Origin of the sequence: Thermoactinomyces sp. CICC 23799, assembly GCF_016055145.1 — a bacterium.
Taxonomy (GTDB): domain Bacteria; phylum Bacillota; class Bacilli; order Thermoactinomycetales; family Thermoactinomycetaceae; genus Thermoactinomyces; species Thermoactinomyces intermedius.
In genome coordinates this window covers 169,635-190,914 of record NZ_JAECVV010000008.1, presented here as the reverse complement: position 1 = coordinate 190,914, position 21,280 = coordinate 169,635, and the positions used below count along the sequence as shown (strand labels likewise).

The window sequence follows — 21,280 nt, the reverse complement described above, 5'->3', positions numbered from 1 at the left end:
ACAAAAACTGCATGGAACCGGTTTTCTTCCATGCAGTTTTTTCATTATAAACGTTTCTTCCCGATGTTTTTGTTTTTGCTTCGGATCCCGTATTGGTACGCTTTGCGGATCGCGGTGGACTGGCTGATTTTCAGTGCTTTTGCCACTTCATAAGAACTGTTGTATTTCTGAAAGGCAGAAGAAATGATCTGCCGTTCCATCTGTTTCATGACCTTTTTCAATCCGCCGAGTTTTTCAGCATCCAAGCATTCCACAGCTTCCGCGAACTCGTTTTGGCCCGTCCGCTTGCCGCCGGATGAAAAAGGCAAATGTTCCGGAAGGATCACATCCGATGGTGTGGTCACCAGCAACCGCTCAATCAAATTGGCCAATTCCCGGATATTTCCCGGCCAATGATAATTTTGCAACACTTGCATGGTCTCCCCGGCCATTTGCTTATGGGTTTGGTATTTCCGGTTGTATTTCTCCATGTAAAAACGGATCATCGGCACAATATCCTGCAGCCGTTTCCTGAGCGGCGGAATCTCAATCGGCACCACGCACAAGCGGTAATACAAATCTTCCCGGAATTTCCCCTCTGCCACCATTTTTCTCAAATCACGATTGGTGGCGGCGATGATTCTTGTATTCACTTTGATCGTTTTCAACCCGCCCAGCCGGCGGTATTCCTGATCTTGCAAAACCCGGAGCAGTTTGACCTGCAACCGGACCGGCATTTCCCCGATCTCGTCCAAAAAAAGAGTTCCCTCATGGGCCAGTTCAAACAAACCGGCTTTCCCTTCTTTTTTCGCTCCCGTAAACGCACCGGATTCATAACCGAAAAGCTCCGATTCCAAAAGCTCTTCCGGGATAGCCCCGCAATTGACTTTAATAAACGCGCCTTTTTCATAGCGTTTGCTGTTTTTGTGAATCATGCGGGCGATCACTTCTTTCCCCACGCCGGATTCCCCGAGCAATAACACCGTCGTGTCGGTTTCGGCGACGCGTCCGGCCAGCTCCATCACTTGCTTCATCTCCGGGCTTTCGACGACCACCGGTTCATCGCCGGCGTGAAACTTGCGAAGTCGCGACAACTCTTCTTTCAACCGGTTTAATTCGGAGATATCGCGGAGATTGGTCACCACCCGGATCACTTCGCCTTCCTCATTAAACACCGGGCTTCCGGTCATCAACAACACTTTTCCCGTGGCCGTTTCCTGAACCATGGTGACCGGCTTTTTCTTTTTCATCACCTCAAAGGAAACCGATTTTTTCACAATCCCCCGTTTCTCCAGATAGCGCATATCCTTGCCGATGTAATACTCCTTCGGAATGCCGGTCAACCGTTCGATCGCATCGTTGGTTTTCCGGGTAATGCCGTTGGCATCCACAATATAAATGGCATCATAGGAATTTTGAATCGTGGCATCCAATTCATCCCGCACGGCTTTGGCTTCCTCCAATTGTTCCTCCATCTCTTTGAGCGCAGTCAGATTGACCACAACCAGGATGACCATCCCCCGGCAGGAATACAGATTCATTTGCAAATACCGGTCTTGGTGCTTGATGATCCGGCTGGCGGGCAAAGACGTGTTTTTCCCAAAAACCCATTGTTTCAGCTCCGTTTGTCCGGCCCCCTCCAACCACCGCAAAATCTTTTTGTCCGTATACAAAGCTTTTCCCTCACGGTCAAAGACGGCGATCCCCGTTTCCAACTTCTTCATTCCTTGAATCTCCCCGACTTTTTCCATCTTGACTCCCCTTCCCAAAAAAGGTCATCTATTAATAATTATTTGTTAAATTTGAATATTCCTCTGTAAAAAAGACTTACCGGCCCGAACATCCGGACGGTAAGCCCAAACGAATCTACTTCCCAAGCAGTTGGGAGGCAATAATATTCTTTTGGATTTCATTGGTCCCTTCATAAATTTTGGTGATTCTCGCATCCCGGTAATACCGTTCCACAGCGGTTTCCTTCATGTAACCGGCGCCGCCGAAAATTTGCAGGGCACGATCCGCCACCCGGTTATAGGTCTCGGTGGCATAATACTTGGTCATGGCTGCTTCCTTGATCGCTTTTTCCCCGTTTTCCAGCTTCTTTGCAACGTGGAAGTTGAATGCCCGCCCCACTTCGGTTTCCGTGGCCATTTCGGCCAGCATCCACTGCAGCCCCTGGTTTTCGGCGATGGGCCTGCCGAATTGCACCCTTTGTTTCATATACTCCGTGGCCAACTCAATCAATTTTTGGCAGGAGCCGTAAGCCCGTGCCGCCAAGGTGCACCGCCCTTCCGTCAAAATCTTCAAGGCGGAAACATACCCGGTTCCCACTTCGCCAATCACATTTTCCTCCGGCACCTCACAATCTTCAAAGAAGATTTGTGCCGTGTGCGAACCCCGGAGTCCCATTTTTTTGTCGACTGCTCCGATTTTCAAGCCGGGGAAACTTTTTTCCACCGCAAAAGCGGTAAAACCTCCCTTCACTCCTTTGCCGGGATCGGTCACCGCAATCACCGTGAAAAGATCGGCATCGGGCCCGTTGGTGATAAAATGTTTCATCCCGTTTAAGATCCACCGGTCTCCTTTTTTCTCCGCCCGGGTTTTGATGGCCGCGGCATCCGATCCGGCTTCCGGTTCAGTCAGGGCAAAGGCGGCCAACTTATTACCGGCGGCCAGATCCGGCAAATATTTTTCTTTTAAATACCGGCTGCCCAACCGGACAATGCCGGTACTGCCAATTCCGGTGTGGGCACCGATGATGGAAACAAATCCGTTATGGGTGCGCCCCAGATTTTCCAACACCAGGCATTTGCCAGTCACCCCGAGCCCCAACCCGCCGTACTCCTCGGGAATTCCCAGCCCGAACAGCCCCAACTGTTTGGCTTTTTCCAGCAAATGGCCGGGAACCTGATCCTCTTCTTCAATCCGGTTGGCATACGGCTCCACTTCATTTTCCACAAAATCCTTCACCGTTTTCGCAATCTGTTTCAATTCATCCGGAAAGGTGATCATGGGAACCATCTCTCCTCCTCAGTCTTCAAAAGGCCAAGCCGGCAAATTCCGGTTTAACGGCCGGTCCACCCGGTACCCAAGCGCATATTCCCCTTGCATGATGGTGTGGATTTCACGGGTTCCTTCATAAATCACCGGCGCTTTGGCATTGCGGAGATAACGTTCGACCGGATATTCATTGGAATAACCATATGCCCCGTGAATTTGGACCGCATCATTGGCCGCCTCAAAAGCGGCATCACAGGCGAACCACTTGGCCATTGAAGTTTCCCTTGTGTTCCGTTTTCCTTCGTTTTTCAGCCATCCGGCCCGGTAAACCAGCAAGCGGGAAATGTCCAGGTTCCGGGACATTTTGGCAATCATTGCTGGACCAATTGATGGCGGCCGATTTCCTTGCCAAAGGTTTTACGTTCATGGCAGTACTTGACGCTGGCTTCCAGGCACGCCCGGATCAACCCGCAGGCTCCGGCGGCCACCGTGAAACGTCCGTTGTCCAGGGCCGACATGGCAATCTTAAATCCTTCTCCCTCTTCCCCCACGCGATTTTCCACCGGAACCCGGACATCATCCAGAAACACTTCTCCGGTATTGCCGGCGCGAATTCCCAACTTCCCTTGAATGGCCCGGGTCGTGACGCCCTCAAAATCGCGTTCCACGATAAAACAACTGATGCCCTTGTGCTTTTTTGAAGGATCCGTTTTGGCAAAAATCAGAAAATGATCCGCCACATCGCATAAGGAAATCCAGGTCTTTTGCCCGTTCAACCGGTAAACATCCCCGTCTCTCACGGCCGTCGTGGAAATTGCCGCCACATCGGATCCGGCATCCGGCTCGGTGAGACCGAAAGCGCCGATCTTCCCGCCACGGGCTTGGGGCGTCAAATACTTTTCTTTTTGCTCCTCATTGCCCCATTGCAACAGCGTCAGGCTGTTTAAGCCGGTGTGAACCGAAACCGCGGTGCGAAAAGCAATGTCCCCCCGTTCCAACTCTTCACACACGATGGCCAGCGTATTGTAATCCATTCCGGCACCGCCGTACTTTTCCGGGATGCATACCCCCATGAGTTGCAATTCAGCCAGCCGTTGCAAAATCTTTGGCTCAAAATGCCCTTCGGCATCCCACTTCCGGATATACGGCCGGATTTCCCGGTCCACAAAGCGCCGGACCAAATCGGCAACCGCCTTTTGTTCCGCGGACAAAGCAAAGTTCATCACGGGTTGTCCCCTCCTTTTTTCGCTTCATCCCTCAACACCCGGCGTAATATTTTCCCGACGGCATTTTTGGGAAGGGAGGAACGGATTTCAAACTGTTTCGGCACTTTAAACGGTGCCAGATGTTTGCGGCAAAACACTTCCAACTCTTGAATCGTTGCTTTGGCCCCCGGTTTGAACACCAAATACGCTTTAACCGTCTCGCCGCGGTACGGATCCGGCACCCCGACCACCGCCGCTTCCAGTACGGCCGGATGGGTGTACAACACTTCTTCCACTTCCCGCGGATAAATGTTGTATCCGCCGGCAATGATCAAATCTTTTTTCCGGTCCACGATGTAAAAATAGCCGTCTTCGTCCATGCGGGCGATATCCCCGGTATAAAGCCAGCCGTTCCGAAGGGTTTGTTTGGTTTCATCCGGCATGTTCCAATACCCTTTCATCACTTGCGGCCCGCGGATCACAAGTTCCCCGGTTTCCCCGATCTTTACCGTCCGGGTTCCGGTTTCCAGATCCACAATTTTGGCTTCCGTTCCCGGAAGGGGAATGCCCACACTTCCCGGCTTTCTCTGCCCGGATCGAGGGTTGCTGTGCGTGGTGGGGGAGGCTTCCGACAAACCGTAACCTTCATACATCACGGCACCGGTCTTTTTCTCAAACGACTGAATCAATTCAACCGGCAGGGATGCCGATCCGCTGTTGATGATCCGGATGGCATCCACACCGTATTTTTCCGCTCCCGGATATGCGTTTAAAGCGACATACATCGTGGGCACCCCGGGAAAATAAGCGGGGCGGTGCTTTTGAATGGTTTTCAGCACTTCCAGCGGTTCGAACCGGGGCAGCAAAATCAGGGAACTGCCGAGAAAAAAGCCTAAATTCATGGCGCAAGTCATACCGTACACATGAAAGAGCGGGATCACGGTCAAAATTTTGTCCTGCTCCGTCAAGGGGTTTTCTCTGGCATGCGCATGAATTTGCTGGACGTTCGCCACCAGATTTTGATGGGTCAGCATGGCGCCTTTCGAACGTCCCGTGGTTCCGCCGGTATATTGAAACACCGCCACGTCCCGCTCCGGTTCCACCGGTTCATCGGTAACCGGTGCCGACGCATGAAGAAACGCTGTCCAAGAAACTTCGTGGGACAGCGGATTTTCCAACCGGAACGAATCCGTTTCCACGATGATCACTTTTCTCAACCGGGAGAAAGAATTTATGTTTTGGACACGCGGATACAAATCCCCGGAAACAATCAACACGTCCGCTCCGGAATCGGTTAAAATGGCTTCCAACTCCCGCCGGGTATACATCGGGTTGATCTGAACCACGACCGCTCCCCTCCGCAGGACACCAAAAAAAGAAATCACATAAGGCGGACAGTTTGGCAACATGATCCCGACCCGGTCCCCTTTTTTCACCCCGCAGGCCCGCAAAGCTCCGGAAACCCGCTTGGACATGTCTTGTAACATTTTGTAGGAAATCTCCCGGTCATAAAAATAAACGGCGGTCCGGTCCGGGTGTCGTTCCACTGTGCGGTCAAACATTTGCGGCAGAGACAGCTTTTCGTATGCAAACGGTTGTCCTTTGGCATGACTCACCCCGCCCACCACGGTTACCTTGGCCACCAAAGTCTCCCCCTTTTTCGCATCAGATTTTCTGATCCAGGATGGCAAAAGAGGCGCTGGCGACGGCGACCAGCTGATCATCCCCGTCATAAATCCTGCACTCTGCCACCGCCGTCCGCTTGCCCAGATGCAACAACTCCGCCTGTGTTTTCAATCTCCCTTTGTGCACGGCACGGATGTAATTGATTTTCATTTCAGAAGTCACCGACATTTTCCCCGGCGGCAGCCGGGAGTAGACCAACGATCCCATCGTCGTATCCGCAATGTAGGCAATCACGCCGCCATGGACGGCTTGATTCAGGTTCCACAAAAACGGAGTCACTTCGGTTTCAAATTGAAGCGTTTTTTCGGATGTCCACTCCCCTTTGAACCCAATCATTTCATGAAGATGTGTCGAGACATTTTCCCGGACGTTTAAGATCGCCTGTTTCACCCGCTCAAGCAGCAGCTTTTCCATCCCGGTGCCGTTTTTTTGCACCTCTTCCCAAATGGACGGTTTCAATCAAACCCCACCCCGGACATAAAGCACTTGCCCTGTGATGAAACTGGCTTCATCCGACACCAGGAACAAGACCGCATTGGCCACGTCAATGGGTTTGCCTGTTCGCCCCAGCGGAATGGTTTGTGCTGCCGCTTTTTTAAAATCTTCAAAGGGAACCCCGATCCTTTCCGCCGTTTGCCGGGTCATGTCCGTTTCGATAAAACCGGGGGCCACGGCATTGACATTGATGTTAAATTTGCCAAGTTCAATGGCCAGCGTTTTGGTGAACCCTTGAATCCCCGCTTTTGCTGTCGAGTAATTCAATTGTCCCCGGTTGCCGAGCGCCGAAGTGGAACTGAAATTGACAATTTTCCCGTAGCGGTTTGGCACCATGAACCGTTGGGCCGCCCTGGATGCATAAAAGGTTCCTTTCAGATGCACATCCATGACGATATCCCAATCTTCGTCGGTCATTTTATGGACCAGATTATCGCGGATCACCCCGGCATTATTCACCAGGATGTCCAACCGGCCAAACGTGTCCACGGTTTTTTGCACCATGTCTTCCACTTCTTGCCGTTTCGTGATGTCGCAAGGGACCGCAATGGCTTCTCCTCCGGCTTCGCGAATTTTTTGCGCCGTTTCTTCACAGGTTTCGGCATTCACATCCGTCACGGTGATCTTGGCTCCTTCTTCCGCCAGGCATATCGCCGTTGCAGCACCAATTCCTCTTCCCGATCCGGTGACAATCCCCACACGGTCTTTCAATCTCATATTTCATCCACTCCTTATTGAAAAAATCACGCTGCCGGGACGGAAAATTCCGCCTTGCCGGTGACAACCCGGTCCCCATTTTGCGTCGATGCCCAAATGTCGCATAAAACCACTTGTTTTCCTTCTTCCCATCTCGTTTCTTTCACCCGTCCTTCACAGGTGATCTCATCGCCCGGACGAACCATTCCCGTAAACCGGACCCCGAATGTTCTCAAATCCCCGTCCGTCCCGATCAGGTTGGTCAGCATTTGCCCGACAAAGGCCATGGTCAGCATGCCGTGGGCAATCACTCCGCCCAATCCGGATTTTCGGGCATAATCGTCATCATAATGAATGGGGTTGAAATCTCCCGACGCTCCCGCATACATCACCAACTGGGTACGGGTGACCGGCGGTTTTTTGAACGGGCCGATCGGATCCCCCAGTTGAAATGTCCGCAACTTCATCCCTCCTGTCCCCGGTAAATCACATTGGACCGGGCAATAAAGACCGTCTCTCCCGCTTCATCCACGCCTTTTTGCTCATACAGCAAAAAGATCATCTTCCCCAATTTCCCTTGCTTTTCATAAACATCCGCCAATTTCGTCGAGCAGTAAATCACATCCCCTGCATAAACAGGACGGAAGTATTCAAACTGTTGTTCCCCGTGAATGAGACCGTCCGTCTTGAGAGAAAACCCCGGAATCATGCCATAATCAAACGTCCGGCAAAACGTCGGCGGTGCGACGATCCGGCCGTGGCGTGTGGTTTGGGCATACGCCTCATCATGATACAGCGGGTTGGGATCCCCGATTGCTTCGGCAAATTTGCGGATGGCGCCTTTTTCCACTTCATTTTTGACCGGGGCGGATTCTTTGCCCACCCATTTCCGGAATGCATTCACATCCACTTTTCGTTTCCTCCCTTACCGTCATTTCCCGTGTTTGGCAATGGCCCGGGAGATCACGAGTCTTTGGATTTCGGCCGTTCCTTCCCAAATTTGATAGATCTTGGCGTCCCGGGCCCATTTTTCCACCGGATACTCCTTGATGTATCCATAGCCGCCGAGGATTTGAATGGCATCCATCGTGGTTTGCACGGCGACATCCCCGGCAAACAACTTCGCCATACTACCTTCGCCCCGGTGAAAAGGAATCTTTCGATGCCGCATCCAACCGGCCCTCCAGGTCAAAAGCCGGGCGGCATCAATCCGGGTCGCCATGTCAGCCAGTTTAAAGGCAACGGCTTGATGCTCAATAATCGGTTTTTTAAATTGGATTCGCTCCTTGGCGTACTGCAGGGCATATTCATAGGCCGCCCGGGCAATGCCGATGGCGGAGGCAGCCACTCCCGGCCGGGTGTGCTCCAACATTTTCAAAGCCCCGACATACCCCGGGACATATTCCGGATCCCCCGGTTCCCCGCCCAGCCGGTTTTCAACCGGAACCCGCACATCTTCCAGGATGATCTGGGCGGTATGCGACGCCCGGACCCCCATCTTCTTTTCTTTGCGTCCCATGGAAAAACCCGGCGTGTTTTTGTCATCAATGAGAAACGCCGCGATGCCCTTCCAGCCTTTGCTCCGGTCCAAAGTGGCAAACACCACGTGGATGTCCGCGATGCCCCCGTTGGTGATAAACTGTTTGGTCCCGTTTAATACATACACATCGCCTTCCCGCCGGGCCGTGGTTTGAATGGAAGAAACATCCGAACCGGCTCCGGGTTCCGTCAGCCCCATGGCGCCGATCAAGCAACGATCGGGATCACACAGCATCGGGATCCATTTTTTCTTCTGTTCGGTGGTTCCCATGGCCATGATGGCGGCAGCGGGCAGATGCGACCCGTTGATGGCCACCGCGATGCCGGCGCATCCCCAAGCCAGTTCTTCGGAAACCAGCAGGCTGGTCACCGGATCATCGATGCCTCCGCCGCCGTATTCCTCGGGATACGAAAAGGTCGTCAATCCCAGCTTGTGTGCCTTTTTGACAATCTCCCAGGGAAACTCCTCGGTCTCATAAAATCGATCATGTTCCGCCTCCTTCAAATCAACCGCTTATTTAATCAGCCAGCCGCCGTCGACCACAATGTCCGCCCCGGTGATGTACGAAGCATCATCGGAAACCAAAAAGGCGACGGTCCCCGCCACTTCCTCCGGTTTCCCAACCCGTTTCAAAACAGTGTGGCGCTCAATGGTTTTGACAAAACCAGGGTTATTCAAACTGTCTTCGATCAGCGGGGTTTCAATAAATCCGGGGCTGACCGAGTTGACACGAATGCCGTATGAGGAAAGCTCATAAGCAAACGCACGGGTCAGATTGATCACTCCGGCTTTGGCCGCGGAGTAATGGGCAAACAGCGTCCCCGGTTTCATTCCCGAAATGGAGGCAATATTGACAATGGCCCGGTTTTGTCCGCCCTTCATCCGTTTGGACAATTCTTTGGTGACCAGAAACACACTGCGCAGGTTGGCTGCCTGCACTTCTTCCCATTCTTCAACCGAAATATTTTCCAACAAATTCAGTTTTGAACTGCCGGCGTTATTGACGAGTATATCGATCTGGCCAAACTTTTCTTCAATAAAATCCGAAAGCCGCTTCACTTCCTGTTCACTTGTCACATCAGCCGAGTACGTGGTCGCATGCGACTCCCCGATTTCGCCGGCAACCCTTTCCAACTTGCTCAATGTCCGGCCGACCAGAACCACGTATGCTTCTTCCTGTGCCAACCGTTTGGCAATCGCTTCGCCTATCCCGCTTCCTGCACCGGTGACAACCGCCACTTTTCCGGCAAAGCGCAAAAAAACCCCCTCCTTGTCCCATGTCTCGTTATTTTTTAAATTGCAAATTTTATGCCAAATATAAATGTACAATCCGCCGGCATGAAACCGCTTGTTGACAGGGAGTTTGGGAATCATGTGGATCCACCCGGTTCATGTCGTAAGTCGTTTTTGCATTGGTTCAGTCATTTATGCATGAGCAAAAATGACTTATTTTCCGCGACAAAAAAACCCCTGTTCCCCCACCGGGACAGGAGTCTTCAACCGTTTAACACCGCCAGAGGATCGTTTGCGCGATCCCGATAAAATATTCCGATTCCCGAATAATATGATTCATCACCACTTGCGCTGTCCTGTTCCCTTGAAAAGCCGCGCTTTGGTCGCGAATCATCCTGCACAATTTGATAAACTGCTCACTTTGGTGGAGGCAAAACCGGACCAAATGCTTCACCCGGTATTCCAACTCCGGATTTTTTTTGCAGGGCAACCGGATCTTCGTCTCAATCCAGCGAACAACGAGCTGATGGGTGTCCGTCAAAGCTTTTTCCCACTCATTCAATGCCTCCACATACCGGGATTCCAAATTTTTGACCAGTTCCTTGATCACAACGGTGTGTTCCGCCTCCTGCTGCTTCCAAAATTCGGCTTCATCCAGAATGCGAAGCGGCATTTTTTCCCCGTAATAAAATTGCACAAAACCTCCTCCTTTTTTCCTCCCCGTCGCAAGTAAATATATATGCCGAAAAAAGAAAGATATGCTTTGAAACCACTCACAAACCCGGACCCGTTCAAATCAATAAAGCCTTCCCGTTATCCGGAAAGACTGTCCCGGTTTCGTATTAATCGATGTGCTTCAATAGTTCATTTCTCTTGATTTTCTTGTTACTTCCCGCCGGATGGTTGTGAAGCAGATATTGTTGCAAACGCTCAGTCCATTTCGCTTGGTATCCGTCGATTTGTCTGATCTGCTTCATAAATTCATCAATCGTGTCATGATCAACCATTTCAATGGGTTGGGGAATGTATTTTTCATTTGCGTGATCATATGCCCGCCATATGGTATAACAAATGGCGTACATTGCACACACCCAAATCTGCTCTTCTTGCGGATCATCGGTCAGCTCAAGATAGATCGACACCCCCGTGTCATTTTCATTGTCAAACTCGAAATAAATATCATCCGCACTGTGTTTTTTCTTCTCCACCCATTCCCAACACATGCCAATCGTCTTTTTCAACTGCGGATAACCCTTTGTTCCTTTCAACCGGTTGATCAGTTTTTCTGTTAAAGCCAATAAATAAGCCGGCCCGGCGTCATCATGAACGTTTGAAATCCATTTCATGGGTATCACCTGTTTATCTTTTCATTTCTGATTTATGCAAAAACCTGCGGGCAGGAATCAATATATCAAAAATCAATTCATCAACTTCACTCAGTGCTTCCCTTTTGATTCTTCCTGCTTCCCGCCGGATGGTTGTGAAGCAGATATTGTTGCAAACGATCCCTCTCCACTTATGGTCATAAAAAAGCCGCTTTGATCTGAGTGGCATGCACCAAATTATCCTTCAAATGTCCTTTTCTTTAAAAGTAACAATCCATTACCGATCAGCAACAAATCCATGAGCAACCAAGCCACGGAATAAGATTGCATATCCACGATAAACCCGAAAACAGCCGGAGCCAGGATGATGGCCACTTGGTTGAGTGTGAGCGCATAGCTGACCATCAACCCGTCTGCTTGGGGCGGGGCGTGCTCAGCCACTGCGAGGAGAAAGGAACTGAACCAACCGATTCCAAAAAAGCCCAACCATGCCGACAAGAGAAAGAGAACCCACACAGGCAATGACGCGGGAAGGAAAATCAAAACAGAGACGCCCAACACGGATGCCCAGATGGAAAGATGAAGCGGGTATTCCCTGTTTCCGCCCCACCACTTGTCACTGATGTAAGCCAGCACGATCCTCCCTGCCATTCCGCTCAGCAAAGCCGCGGATAACAGCTGTCCCGCGTGAACCAGTTCGACATTGGTCTCATTGCTGAAGAAGATCATCAAATGTCCCACCAAAACCATCTGAAGAGAAACCATGATGATCCCGGTGCATAAAACCGGAAACGTTTTTTTATTTTTGGCAATCTCTTTGATCTTTTCTTTGAATTGTGCATTGCGGTTGTTTTGGCTTTGGCGCGGAAGAGGCGGATCCCGGTATAAAACCAGGAACAACAAACCACCGAAAATGGCAAGGGCCGCCTGGGTATATACCGCCGCTTTCCATCCGAAATGAAAAGACAAGTACGGAAGCAACATTCCGCCGATGGCCCCTCCGATGGGAATGCCGGCCTGCCGGATGCCCATGGCCAAGCCTCTTTCCCTTTCTGAGAACCAGCGCAAAATCACTTTGCTTCCCCCGGGTTGGGCCGTTCCATACCAAATCCCGACAATCCCGAGTAATCCCAACAACAAGAAGTAATTCTCCGTGAACGATACAAAGAAAAACGAAAGCCCCAACAAAACGGAACCCAAACTGATCAGCCAGCGTTCCCCGTATTGATCCAATGCATGGCCAATAAAGAGCATCGACAATAAAGGGCCGATTTGGACGGCAGAAACCAACAACCCCGCCTGGGAAGTGGTCCATCCCCATTGTTCCTGCCAAATCGCGGCCAGCGGCCCGACTCCGTAAGTGACCAACGTTGCAGAAGCTTGAGACCAAGTTGCAATCGTCAAAATCAACCACCGATAATAAGCCGGTTGTTGAGATCCCATCGTTTCCCGTTGCAAAGGCAAACGGGTGTTCATTTTGGTTCGCCCCCTTGTTTTTTGATGAGACAAAAATAAAAGATTCACATCGGACCCACCGCAAGAAAGAAAGTCCGGTACATCCCGAAAGTCCCGTTTTCCGCCTCAGATCTTCCTAGCTCCGTGTGTTTTTCATCAGGTCAGATCTGGCGCATAATTTCTTCCCGCCGGATCTTGTTGTTACTTCCGGACGGATAATTTTGCAAAAGATATTGTTACAAACGTTCCGCCCATTGCTCTTGGTATCCGTTAATTTTCGTCACTTTGTCCGTAAACTGATCAATCGTTTCATCACTTTCCAACTCCAATGTTTGGGGAAGACTCTTTTTCCGTTCATAAAGAAAAGCCCGCCAAGTCGTATAACAAATGGCATCCAAGAGACTAAACCAAACCAACCCGGTTTGTGCATCATGGACGATTTCTTCATATATTGCTTCAAAAACAAACCATTTTCTCCATCTTCCCCATCCCGGTCCAATGTCTCATAAAGCCCGAGACCGGTATGCTTCTTCTCCTCCACCCATTCCCAACACCTGTCCATCGCTTCCCTTGCTTCTTGAAACCATTCACAGCCGGATATTTTGTACACGATCATTTCGGACAAAGCCAATAAATAAGCCGCTTTTGCATCGGTGTTTACTTTTTTATACCACTTCACTTTCTGCTCCCCTCCCTGTGTCATCCAACCGGCCGCCACCTTTAAAAACAAAAAATTTATATTTATATTTTAAATCAGATAAGTCGACAAATCATCCTCTCTCCGATTTTCACGCTCAACAAAAATCGAGAGCTGAATTTCTCAGCTCCCGGCTTTCCGATGATATGCATATCAGCAAATCAAACCATCTTCCACTTGCTCAAGAATCACCGACCAATAGGTTTCTTCCTCTTCCAAAGCTTTTGGATCGAATTGATGAAATTGTCGTTTAATCTCCCCCACGATTCCCCGAATCCTTTCTTCATCCCCCGTCTCCATCGAATCGATCAGTTGCGGCTGGTGACGCAGATAGATTTTGAGAAACATCAGGAATGTAGCAATATTTGCGTTCATCCACCTTTTTCCTTTGGCAAAGAAGGAATCCAAATAATACAAACAATCCGTCTGGCAATGGATCCCGATTTCATTTCCTTCATTCTCAGCGATCATCAAATAGTCCTCACCTTCATGATCCTGTTTCATTTTGGGCTGATCATAAAAATGAAGATAAAAAGGGCTTCCTTTCACCTTCTCAGAATCCAGCGGCAACCCGACCGATGATAAGAACGTCAGAGTTGAATCGGACAAACCGGATTGAGGCAGCTGTTCATGATGAAACGGAACCAGTTGGTCTTTCCAAAACGCTTTTAATTCTTTAGTCAACTCAGCCATGGATCCAGCCTCCCTTTTTATGCATTCCAACACTTTTGAACATCTGGATGTCCCAGTCTGTTATTTCATTATTTCTTTGACTGATTTTTTAAGTTCATTGACTCCTTTCCTCCTTGACTCTCTGGTGTTTCCGTATTCAAAACTATAAGTAACTTTGGCATTTGGAAAATTTTTATCGATAAACGGTTGGCACATTCCACCCGGGATCACGCAAGGCTCCAGTTCCGAATAGATTCGGGTTACCTGCTCAGGATGTATTCCTTCTTGTTCCAATTCTCTGGCGATTTTTCTCTCAGAATGTCCATAACCACTTTCTTTTATGATGATTTTGTATTCGCCATTTTGGATATATTCAAAGACGGCTACGTTTCTTCCTGAGCTTAGATTGTTCTTTTTCCGGTAAGCTTGGACAATTTGACTTAAATCGGATTCTCCGTACTGTATTTTTCCAGTGAGATTGACATGAGGACTCCGCATCTCATCCGGAATGGTTTTGGAATCCAATACTTTTAAACATGAACCGGGGATTTCAATAGAGGCAAGATAACCTGCCGATGTACGGTTTCCCACACACCCGTCCACTTTCATGATGATGTTTTTGACAATCGGGGTTTTGCCCAGAATCGGTTCCAGTGAAGTGAAAGCTTTATTGACCGCCGGAGTGGCAAAATGAACCACTGCAACGGCACCAGCTCCAAAAACGCCGGCCATAATGGCATTAAGCACATTGATATTCCGGTTATGAAGGATATCATCTGCCACACTGGTTCCGGCACCCTCGACGGCTCCGATAAGCCCGGTTCTGGAAAACATTTTTTGAAACGGACCAGGCAACTTAGGAAGCAGTTGTTGTCCTCCCCGGAGAACAGCACCCAAGCCCGGGGTATTTTTCAAACCCATGATCAACTTTTGACCAATGCCGGATGCCAGTCCTTTGGCAAGACCTCCGGCAATGCCAAATCCCAAAACCCCAAGCACTCCACCGATGGCCGCCTCCATGAAAGTGTCCTTATTAATTCCGCCATTCAGACCGGCACTAACCAGAAAGGAAATCCCCATTCCCCACAGAATGGAAGCTCCCAATCCGGACGTGAGCGGAAAAAAACATAAGACAATGCCAATGACCAAAACAACAGCACAAGCAATATATTCTTTATATTTTTTCACCCATTCCCAAACTGTTGACAGCGCATCCACAACAACTTCCGCCATTTTGGAACAAATCTCAGTTAACCAATCCCAAAAGGCAGCGGCTTTCGCTTTGAGCCATTCCCATGATCCGGAAATTTTGTCCCCCAACCAGTCCACGATCTCTGACAATGGTTCGGTAATCTGATCCACAATTCCTTTCTGTTCATCGACCGGAGGGGACGAAACAGGCTGTTCCTGTTGAATCGGTTCTTTCTGTTCAAATTGGTCAAACTCGTCATTGACAGTGGGAACTTGAATGCCGTCTGCCAGCACCACACCTTGATGCCAAAAACCAATACCTGACAATGCCATCAAACTAATTAAAAGATATTGAATCAGTCTCTTCGCCATTGTCCTTTGGTTACGAAAACCCGTAACCCCATTCCTCCTTTTCCTTTCAACCGAAGAAATGGATGATTATTAATTTTATGAAATTTCTGTCCTTATTACAAGATTATTTCATTATCCCCCATACAAAAGCACCTGCAACAAGCAGGTGCTTTAATCCACAAACTGTTTATCAACCACCTGTCCGAATACCCCGGCGTCCTGTCCAAAAACCTTCCGGATCGATCGAGCGGAGGGTTTTCAGTTCTTTTCCGGAAGGTGGCGGGGTTTCGGTAAGCGAGTCAAACCGCTTTAACGGCCAGTCGGTGTTTTCTTGCACTTGTTCAAAAGCGACGCCGGGATGAATGGTTGCAAGCATCAATTCTTTGGTTTCAGGATCCGGCTTTAAGACCCCCAAATTGGTGATTAAAGCGGATAATCCTCCCCAGGGCAATCCCACGGATTCCCGCCATCCGCTCCCATTGCCGAACCCGGGGGAAGTGATGTAGTCCACACGGTCGGTGAGTCTCCGCTTTTCATGGTTCATGATGGCCAACAACCGGTTGGAAAGCGAGGCGATATCCGCCGCTCCCCCGCTTCCGGGCAGTTTCACCTTGGGAGTTGTGGTCCCTCCGAGATAGGAGGTATTGATATTTCCGTAACGGTCGATTTGCGCCCCGCCGATGAACCCGACATCGACACATCCTTGTTGCATGAGAAACATCAAGTGATTGGTGGAGGTACACCACTGGGCTCCTGTCACATTGGGAGGATCCCCCATCGTGTATAACAGTTCATCGGAAGGCTCGTCCCGGACGATACCGCATTCGAAAAATCCGATGGCGTCGGGAGCATGCAGTTTTTTGGCCACGGCAAAAGCCAGCATCGGGAGCCTCATCCCGACAAAGACGACATCTTTGTCCCGGATTTCCCTCGCTGCGGCAATCACCATCAGTTCTTCGGTGGTATAATCCATTTCCCCACTCCCTCTCCGGCATTATTCGTAAGCATAGTTCACTTCTGCCGCCAACGCTTTTTTCGTTATCTTCAGCCTCTCCCAACGGCTTCCGAGCAACCGGAGGTATTCCTCATGGGAAGAAACCGACAAGACCCATTGGTTCAGCCACTTCCGAAAACCTTCTTCATCCCTGCTCTCTTGATGGTAATCGTGAAAGAAGGAATGATCCCGTTGATAATATCCCGGCATGGGGGAGGGATGGAAAAATCCCGGACAATGCACCACGGCCGACACTTTGAAGCCGGGAACCAGCAATCGGTTGGGGTCGCTGGTAATCACGTCGCCCGGCACGATTTCTTCCGCCAGCAAAATCACTTTTTTGCTCGCCAGGGCGGCTTCTTGCGCCACGCCGAGATTTCCCCAGAGGTGCGCATTCCCAAATTCATCCGCGCGCTGTACGCCCAAAATGGCGACATCCGGCGTCAGGGCGGGTACATACACCAGTTTTTCCTCCCCGAGCGGAGAAGTGCCGACCTGAAGCTTCGGATTGGTTTTGAGAAGATCCGATCCCAGCAACGACCGGGTCGGCAAAAACGGAACTCCCATTGCTCCGGCCAACAGGGCCAAACCGATGGTAAAATTGCTGTGATCCTCCACTTTGAGGGGGCGGGGAATCCCTTTTTCCATCGCCCGGCGGTAATTGTAACCAAGGCCCGCACTCACATTGCCGGACCACGCGGCAATCAGGCGGTCCACCACACCGGCGCCAATCATCACATCAAACAAAATATCGGAGATGGGCGCAATTAACGTTAAATTTTCTTTTTTCTGACGAATCAACTCATAAGCGGCCGCAAACGGAATCATCGCCTCCAGACAGGCGCCCATCACAACCGATTCGCCATCTTTCACCAAGTCTGCCATGGCTTGTTCCAAACTCATGCGTTTGGTCTGACGCATTCATCTTTCACCACCCGTCACCTGAGTCATCCGTTTCAAACGTAAACTCTTGCCGTTTGCTTCACCACATCAACGGCTGAATCCGCGCATCCAACGGATCCCGCCCAACTTTAAGCATATCATCAGATTGTCCGTAAGACCAGAACACAAAAAAGCGATCAGGATTTCTCTCCCGATCGCTTGCAACCGTCTGAAAAACCGGTTTTCTCTTCAGGCTTTTTGCGCCGTCATCAGCCATACAAAACGGTTCAGCTGTTTGAAGGCCACGGTCAACCCAGCCTGTTGGAAAGCGTTTTCCAAACGGCTCACCACCGGATAAAACTCCCGTTTCAAATCCGATGCCAGCTCGTGGAAACCGCGTTCTTCCGCTTCTTGTTGCATGTTTCGCTTCGCTTCTTCATCCCGGAAAACAGTATCGGCAAACACGATTTTGCCTCCCGGATTCAACCGGCCGGCCAACTCGCGGAGTGCCCGGTCTTTCATTTCATCCGGCAGATGATGAAAGGCATAAGTGCTCACAATCGCGTCAACCGAGGGGATTTCCTCCGGGACATCCAAAAAGTGTCCTTCATACAGCTTTAAATCCGGCACTTTTTCTTTTGCCTTTTTCCGCATCGCTTCCGATGGCTCGATACCGATCACCCGGTAACCGGAATTTAAGAGCAAACGGGACAAATTTCCGGTGCCGACACCAAACTCCAACACCAGACTTTGTTCCGGAAGTTGAAGAGCATCCACTACCGCTTTCAAAATGTCGGAATATCCTTCAAACACCTCTTTATATTCCTCATGGCCGCCGAAAACGGTTTCATCATAATGCTCGGCCCATTCATCAAACAAATCATTAAATAATGCTTCTGTCATATCCATGCCTCCCGGGCAAACGCCAATAAATCTCATCAAAATAGTGTGTTTTTATTTGATATTAACAGAATATACCTTTGGATACAATCCCTTTCTTTGATGATATTCCTATGCATATTTGCCGGTCCCCGTGTCTTTCCGGACTCCCGCTATCTGCCCAAAAAAAGAGCCATTTCATCTTTGCGACAAAACGGCTCTGCTATGTATCAGGAGATCCTCCGGTTTAATAACTGATCAGTGCGGCCATCAAAATTCCGGCTGCAATATGGAGTCTGGATGAGAAAATCGCCACGGCCACATTGCCTTTGGGGATTTCCTTCAACACACTAAACGGCGCAAACCAGTGGAACAGGAAAAAGATCGCCAAATGAAACAAAATCCCCACGACTCCCCAGATGATCAGATCCACCAAGTTCACGGAATTAAAAATGGCAGAAGCCACCACAATGACCAACCCCAACACTTTTCCGCCCAAATCATGGGCCGCCGCTTTAGCCGCCCGCACTTTGGTGTCATCCTCCGTATCCGCTCCGGCGCGGATCAACCCGATTTCACGATAAGGCGTTGACCACAAAAACAACAAATAACCCAAAAGCACAAGCGGAATGGAAACGCCGAGATAATAAATAAAATTCAAAAAATATCCCCATTGAGCCACTGTTGTTCCTCCTCTCTTCAGGCTTCTTTCCATTATACAAATTTTTCGTTCCCGGGCCTGCCTGTTTAACATTCGTTTCCGCTTTCCTTTTCCCCGCGCAGGATTCCCCGGACTTCCATCAAAATTTCCCCCAACCGGTTTTTTCCTTTTCCGTCGGGGCCACATCCCCAATAACGATCCACCGGTGTCTTTTCAACAATCCGTTCATCTCCGGTGGACAACAAGATTTCCCGGATCTCCTTGTGGGTTTGAAACTTTTTGAGAACGGCTTTCCGCATGATGTCATCTTTTACTTCTTCCCAATCATCCCGCAAAGGCAACCTTCGATCCCGTCCGGTATTGGCCGCTTCCATCGGGCTTTTGGCCAACCGGACTTTTTCTTCATAAGGCGTCCCGGCAAATTTTTGCGCCTGAAAATAATGTTCACTTGTCGGCCACCATTTCCCATCCAACCTGAAGCCGTGCGGAGAAAAATTGGAAAAACAGCCATAAGGTTCATTTACCCGGTAAAAATAAATCGTCATGATGCCACCTGCCCTTGAGCAAAAAATAGACCACTTAAATTATATCATGCCAGATACGAATAAGGATTAGCTTTATGATCTCTGATCATATCATTTGCCAGAAATATAAAACCGAAAATGTCCAAAGTTATTGACATCCTGTGATGAATTGTTAAACTGTAAATGTCCAATTCTTTTGACGCGGGTGATACGGTTGAAAAACAAAATCAAAGAAATCCGCAAAAAGCTGGGGCTCACTCAAGAGCAACTTGCCAAAGCTTGCGGAGTGGCGAGACAAACAATCAATTGCATCGAAAACGATAAATACGACCCCACGCTGGAATTGGCTTTCAAATTATCCAAAGTTTTAAAGGTAAAGGTGGATGAGTTATTTATCTATGAGTAAATTTCACACAGGTTATACCATTACCATGAAAGACATTGTAAGGGAAGGCCATCCGATTTTGCGCAAACGGACCCGGGAAGTGAACGTACCTTTGTCCAAACAGGATCAGGAAACGTTAATCTGTATGATGAACTTCTTGAAAAACAGCCAAGACCCCGTGTTGTCCAAAAAGTATCAACTGCGGGCAGGTGTCGGCTTGTCCGCCAATCAAATCGGCTTGAACAAACGCATGTTTACGGCTTACTTCGCGGATGAGGAAGGGACGGAACACGAATATGCCCTCGTCAATCCAAAGATCATCAGCCATTCCATTATGATGGTGTATTTGCCGCAAGGGGAAGGCTGCCTCTCCGTCAACCGGGAAGTAAAGGGCTTTGTCCCCCGTTACGAATGGGTCAAGGTCAAAGCGTTTAATTTAGAGGGCAAAGAAGTCACCTTGAAATTGAAAGGTTATGCTTCCATTGTCATTCAACATGAGATCGATCACCTGAACGGAATCATGTTTTATGATCGCATCAATAAAGAAAACCCTTTTCAAGTGCCGGACGACTGCCGGAGCCTTTTTTAACATCTGTTCAAAAAAAAATTGCCGGTTGAAACACTTCAACCGGCAATTTTTTATCAGATTTCTTCAAAACGACCGTAACCCACAGCCGTCTTGGCCCCGGCCCCGGTCCAACTCATCGCTTCTTTCAACCAATGAACCACTTTGTCCACATCTTTTATGTTTTTTTCCTCACGGGGAGCAACCGCAAAGAGAAATGGCTGATTTTCGTCCACGGCCAAAAAAGGAATGGGAATGGGGTTCTCCCATTCTCTCGGAGAAATATTTCCCGGATCCGTGTAGTATTTTGAAAAGTGTGGGGTCATCACATCTCCCACCAACCGGATTGGAGTTGCCGGAATGGCATCAAAAAAGATGACACTTCCTGCTTGGCGGTTATTTTCGTTTTGTTCCGAATCAGTCCGGTCACTCCCAAAGATCTGTTGAATATCTTTTGGATCATTCTCCTCATAAAACTCCGCCCAAGTCCGGACAACTCCTTTGACCGAAGAACCCGGCAAATAGGGAACCCCCAGTGTCGGATGCCAGTTCACCCCGTTTTCAACCGGATTCGGTCGTCCCATACCCGGAACAAACCGGGAAACGGTTTTCATCCGGATCAGCTTCCCCTTTTTTTTATTTACCAATTGCTGCAAACGGTATTTCGCCCTCTCAATCTCTTCCGCGTCCCCAACTTTACCGATTTTAGCAATTTTATTATTCCACTGTTGTTTCCCGGTACCTTCCAAAGCCAATTTTCTGATGAATTTTCGATTTTTACTAAGTCTACAGTCCCATTGATCACAAAATTTTTCATACCATAATCCTGCATTTCCTTTTTCCTTCATTAATACACGAATATCAGGCT

The 21,280-nt window shown here is 49.3% G+C and carries 23 protein-coding genes and 2 pseudogenes; 2 read left to right on the top strand and 23 right to left on the bottom strand.

Features of this window, described 5'->3' with window-relative positions; translation table 11 throughout:
• Window positions 1-44 precede the first annotated feature (44 nt).
• From I8U21_RS12165 to I8U21_RS12065, 22 genes and pseudogenes are all read right to left on the bottom strand, one after another.
• A complete protein-coding gene (locus I8U21_RS12165) occupies window positions 45-1,730 on the bottom strand; it encodes a sigma-54 interaction domain-containing protein (RefSeq protein WP_181731883.1) in 1,686 nt (561 codons plus the stop codon).
• Window positions 1,731-1,845: 115 nt separating this feature from the next.
• Window positions 1,846-2,988, bottom strand: a complete 1,143-nt coding sequence (locus I8U21_RS12160) for an acyl-CoA dehydrogenase family protein (RefSeq protein ID WP_181732010.1) — start codon at window positions 2,986-2,988, stop codon at window positions 1,846-1,848.
• 18 nt (window positions 2,989-3,006) lie between these two features.
• Window positions 3,007-4,199 (bottom strand): annotated as a pseudogene (locus tag I8U21_RS12155) (acyl-CoA dehydrogenase family protein).
• On the bottom strand, window positions 4,199-5,824 hold the full coding sequence (locus I8U21_RS12150; RefSeq protein ID WP_198054006.1) for a long-chain-fatty-acid--CoA ligase: 1,626 nt from the start codon (window positions 5,822-5,824) through the stop codon (window positions 4,199-4,201). Before I8U21_RS12150 ends, I8U21_RS12155 begins: the two are co-directional and overlap by 1 nt.
• A 22-nt stretch (window positions 5,825-5,846) precedes the next feature.
• On the bottom strand, window positions 5,847-6,326 hold the full coding sequence (locus I8U21_RS12145) for a PaaI family thioesterase (RefSeq protein WP_138615058.1): 480 nt from the start codon (window positions 6,324-6,326) through the stop codon (window positions 5,847-5,849).
• Window positions 6,327-7,079, bottom strand: a complete 753-nt coding sequence (locus tag I8U21_RS12140; protein ID WP_138615059.1) for an SDR family NAD(P)-dependent oxidoreductase — start codon at window positions 7,077-7,079, stop codon at window positions 6,327-6,329.
• 26 nt (window positions 7,080-7,105) lie between these two features.
• Window positions 7,106-7,525 carry a MaoC family dehydratase gene (locus I8U21_RS12135; RefSeq protein WP_198054005.1) on the bottom strand — a complete coding sequence of 140 codons (420 nt, stop codon included), beginning with the start codon at window positions 7,523-7,525 and terminating at the stop codon, window positions 7,106-7,108.
• Window positions 7,522-7,968 carry a MaoC family dehydratase N-terminal domain-containing protein gene (locus tag I8U21_RS12130; RefSeq protein ID WP_138615061.1) on the bottom strand — a complete coding sequence of 149 codons (447 nt, stop codon included), beginning with the start codon at window positions 7,966-7,968 and terminating at the stop codon, window positions 7,522-7,524. Before I8U21_RS12130 ends, I8U21_RS12135 begins: the two co-directional genes overlap by 4 nt.
• Window positions 7,969-7,989: 21 nt before the next feature.
• A complete protein-coding gene (locus I8U21_RS12125; RefSeq protein WP_198054004.1) occupies window positions 7,990-9,102 on the bottom strand; it encodes an acyl-CoA dehydrogenase family protein in 1,113 nt (370 codons plus the stop codon).
• 9 nt (window positions 9,103-9,111) lie between these two features.
• Window positions 9,112-9,855, bottom strand: coding sequence for an SDR family NAD(P)-dependent oxidoreductase (locus I8U21_RS12120; protein WP_138615216.1), 744 nt, complete (start codon window positions 9,853-9,855; stop codon window positions 9,112-9,114).
• Window positions 9,856-10,102: 247 nt separating this feature from the next.
• Window positions 10,103-10,528, bottom strand: a complete 426-nt coding sequence (locus I8U21_RS12115; RefSeq protein WP_181731888.1) for a DUF2935 domain-containing protein — start codon at window positions 10,526-10,528, stop codon at window positions 10,103-10,105.
• A gap of 145 nt (window positions 10,529-10,673) precedes the next feature.
• Entirely contained in the window at window positions 10,674-11,177 is a 504-nt protein-coding gene (locus I8U21_RS12110) for an Imm6 family immunity protein (RefSeq protein ID WP_138615062.1), read from the bottom strand.
• A 216-nt stretch (window positions 11,178-11,393) separates the two neighbouring features.
• Complete coding sequence (locus I8U21_RS12105) at window positions 11,394-12,632, bottom strand: MFS transporter (protein ID WP_232333878.1); 1,239 nt, start codon at window positions 12,630-12,632, stop codon at window positions 11,394-11,396.
• A gap of 215 nt (window positions 12,633-12,847) precedes the next feature.
• Complete coding sequence (locus I8U21_RS15345) at window positions 12,848-13,009, bottom strand: Imm6 family immunity protein (protein ID WP_370527087.1); 162 nt, start codon at window positions 13,007-13,009, stop codon at window positions 12,848-12,850.
• An 83-nt stretch (window positions 13,010-13,092) separates the two neighbouring features.
• Window positions 13,093-13,314: pseudogene (locus I8U21_RS15340) on the bottom strand (Imm6 family immunity protein); the annotation flags it as partial.
• 147 nt (window positions 13,315-13,461) lie between these two features.
• Window positions 13,462-14,001: an SUKH-4 family immunity protein gene (locus tag I8U21_RS12095; RefSeq protein WP_198054002.1), complete on the bottom strand. Its 540-nt coding sequence runs from the start codon at window positions 13,999-14,001 to the stop codon at window positions 13,462-13,464.
• 60 nt (window positions 14,002-14,061) lie between these two features.
• A complete protein-coding gene (locus I8U21_RS12090; protein ID WP_198054001.1) occupies window positions 14,062-15,543 on the bottom strand; it encodes a nucleic acid/nucleotide deaminase domain-containing protein in 1,482 nt (493 codons plus the stop codon).
• Window positions 15,544-15,712: 169 nt separating this feature from the next.
• Window positions 15,713-16,495, bottom strand: a complete 783-nt coding sequence (locus I8U21_RS12085) for a CoA-transferase subunit beta (protein ID WP_049719851.1) — start codon at window positions 16,493-16,495, stop codon at window positions 15,713-15,715.
• A gap of 21 nt (window positions 16,496-16,516) precedes the next feature.
• Window positions 16,517-17,437: a CoA transferase subunit A gene (locus tag I8U21_RS12080; RefSeq protein ID WP_198054000.1), complete on the bottom strand. Its 921-nt coding sequence runs from the start codon at window positions 17,435-17,437 to the stop codon at window positions 16,517-16,519.
• Window positions 17,438-17,647: 210 nt separating this feature from the next.
• Window positions 17,648-18,301, bottom strand: coding sequence for a class I SAM-dependent methyltransferase (locus I8U21_RS12075; RefSeq protein ID WP_198053999.1), 654 nt, complete (start codon window positions 18,299-18,301; stop codon window positions 17,648-17,650).
• 223 nt (window positions 18,302-18,524) lie between these two features.
• A complete protein-coding gene (locus I8U21_RS12070) occupies window positions 18,525-18,959 on the bottom strand; it encodes a DUF350 domain-containing protein (protein ID WP_049719848.1) in 435 nt (144 codons plus the stop codon).
• A 65-nt stretch (window positions 18,960-19,024) separates the two neighbouring features.
• A complete protein-coding gene (locus I8U21_RS12065; RefSeq protein ID WP_276319285.1) occupies window positions 19,025-19,486 on the bottom strand; it encodes a riboflavin biosynthesis intermediates N-glycosidase in 462 nt (153 codons plus the stop codon).
• A gap of 190 nt (window positions 19,487-19,676) precedes the next feature.
• On the opposite strand from I8U21_RS12065, the gene I8U21_RS12060 reads away from it, so the two are divergent.
• Together I8U21_RS12060 and def are read left to right on the top strand one after the other, a co-directional pair.
• A complete protein-coding gene (locus I8U21_RS12060; RefSeq protein WP_037993685.1) occupies window positions 19,677-19,868 on the top strand; it encodes a helix-turn-helix transcriptional regulator in 192 nt (63 codons plus the stop codon).
• On the top strand, window positions 19,861-20,436 hold the full coding sequence (gene def, locus I8U21_RS12055; RefSeq protein WP_198053998.1) for a peptide deformylase: 576 nt from the start codon (window positions 19,861-19,863) through the stop codon (window positions 20,434-20,436). The genes I8U21_RS12060 and def overlap by 8 nt, the downstream gene beginning before the upstream one ends.
• A gap of 53 nt (window positions 20,437-20,489) precedes the next feature.
• Here the strand turns inward: def and cmr6 are convergent, their stop codons facing one another.
• Window positions 20,490-21,068: a type III-B CRISPR module RAMP protein Cmr6 gene (cmr6, locus tag I8U21_RS12050; RefSeq protein WP_198053997.1), complete on the bottom strand. Its 579-nt coding sequence runs from the start codon at window positions 21,066-21,068 to the stop codon at window positions 20,490-20,492.
• Between the last annotated feature and the right edge of the window lie 212 nt (window positions 21,069-21,280).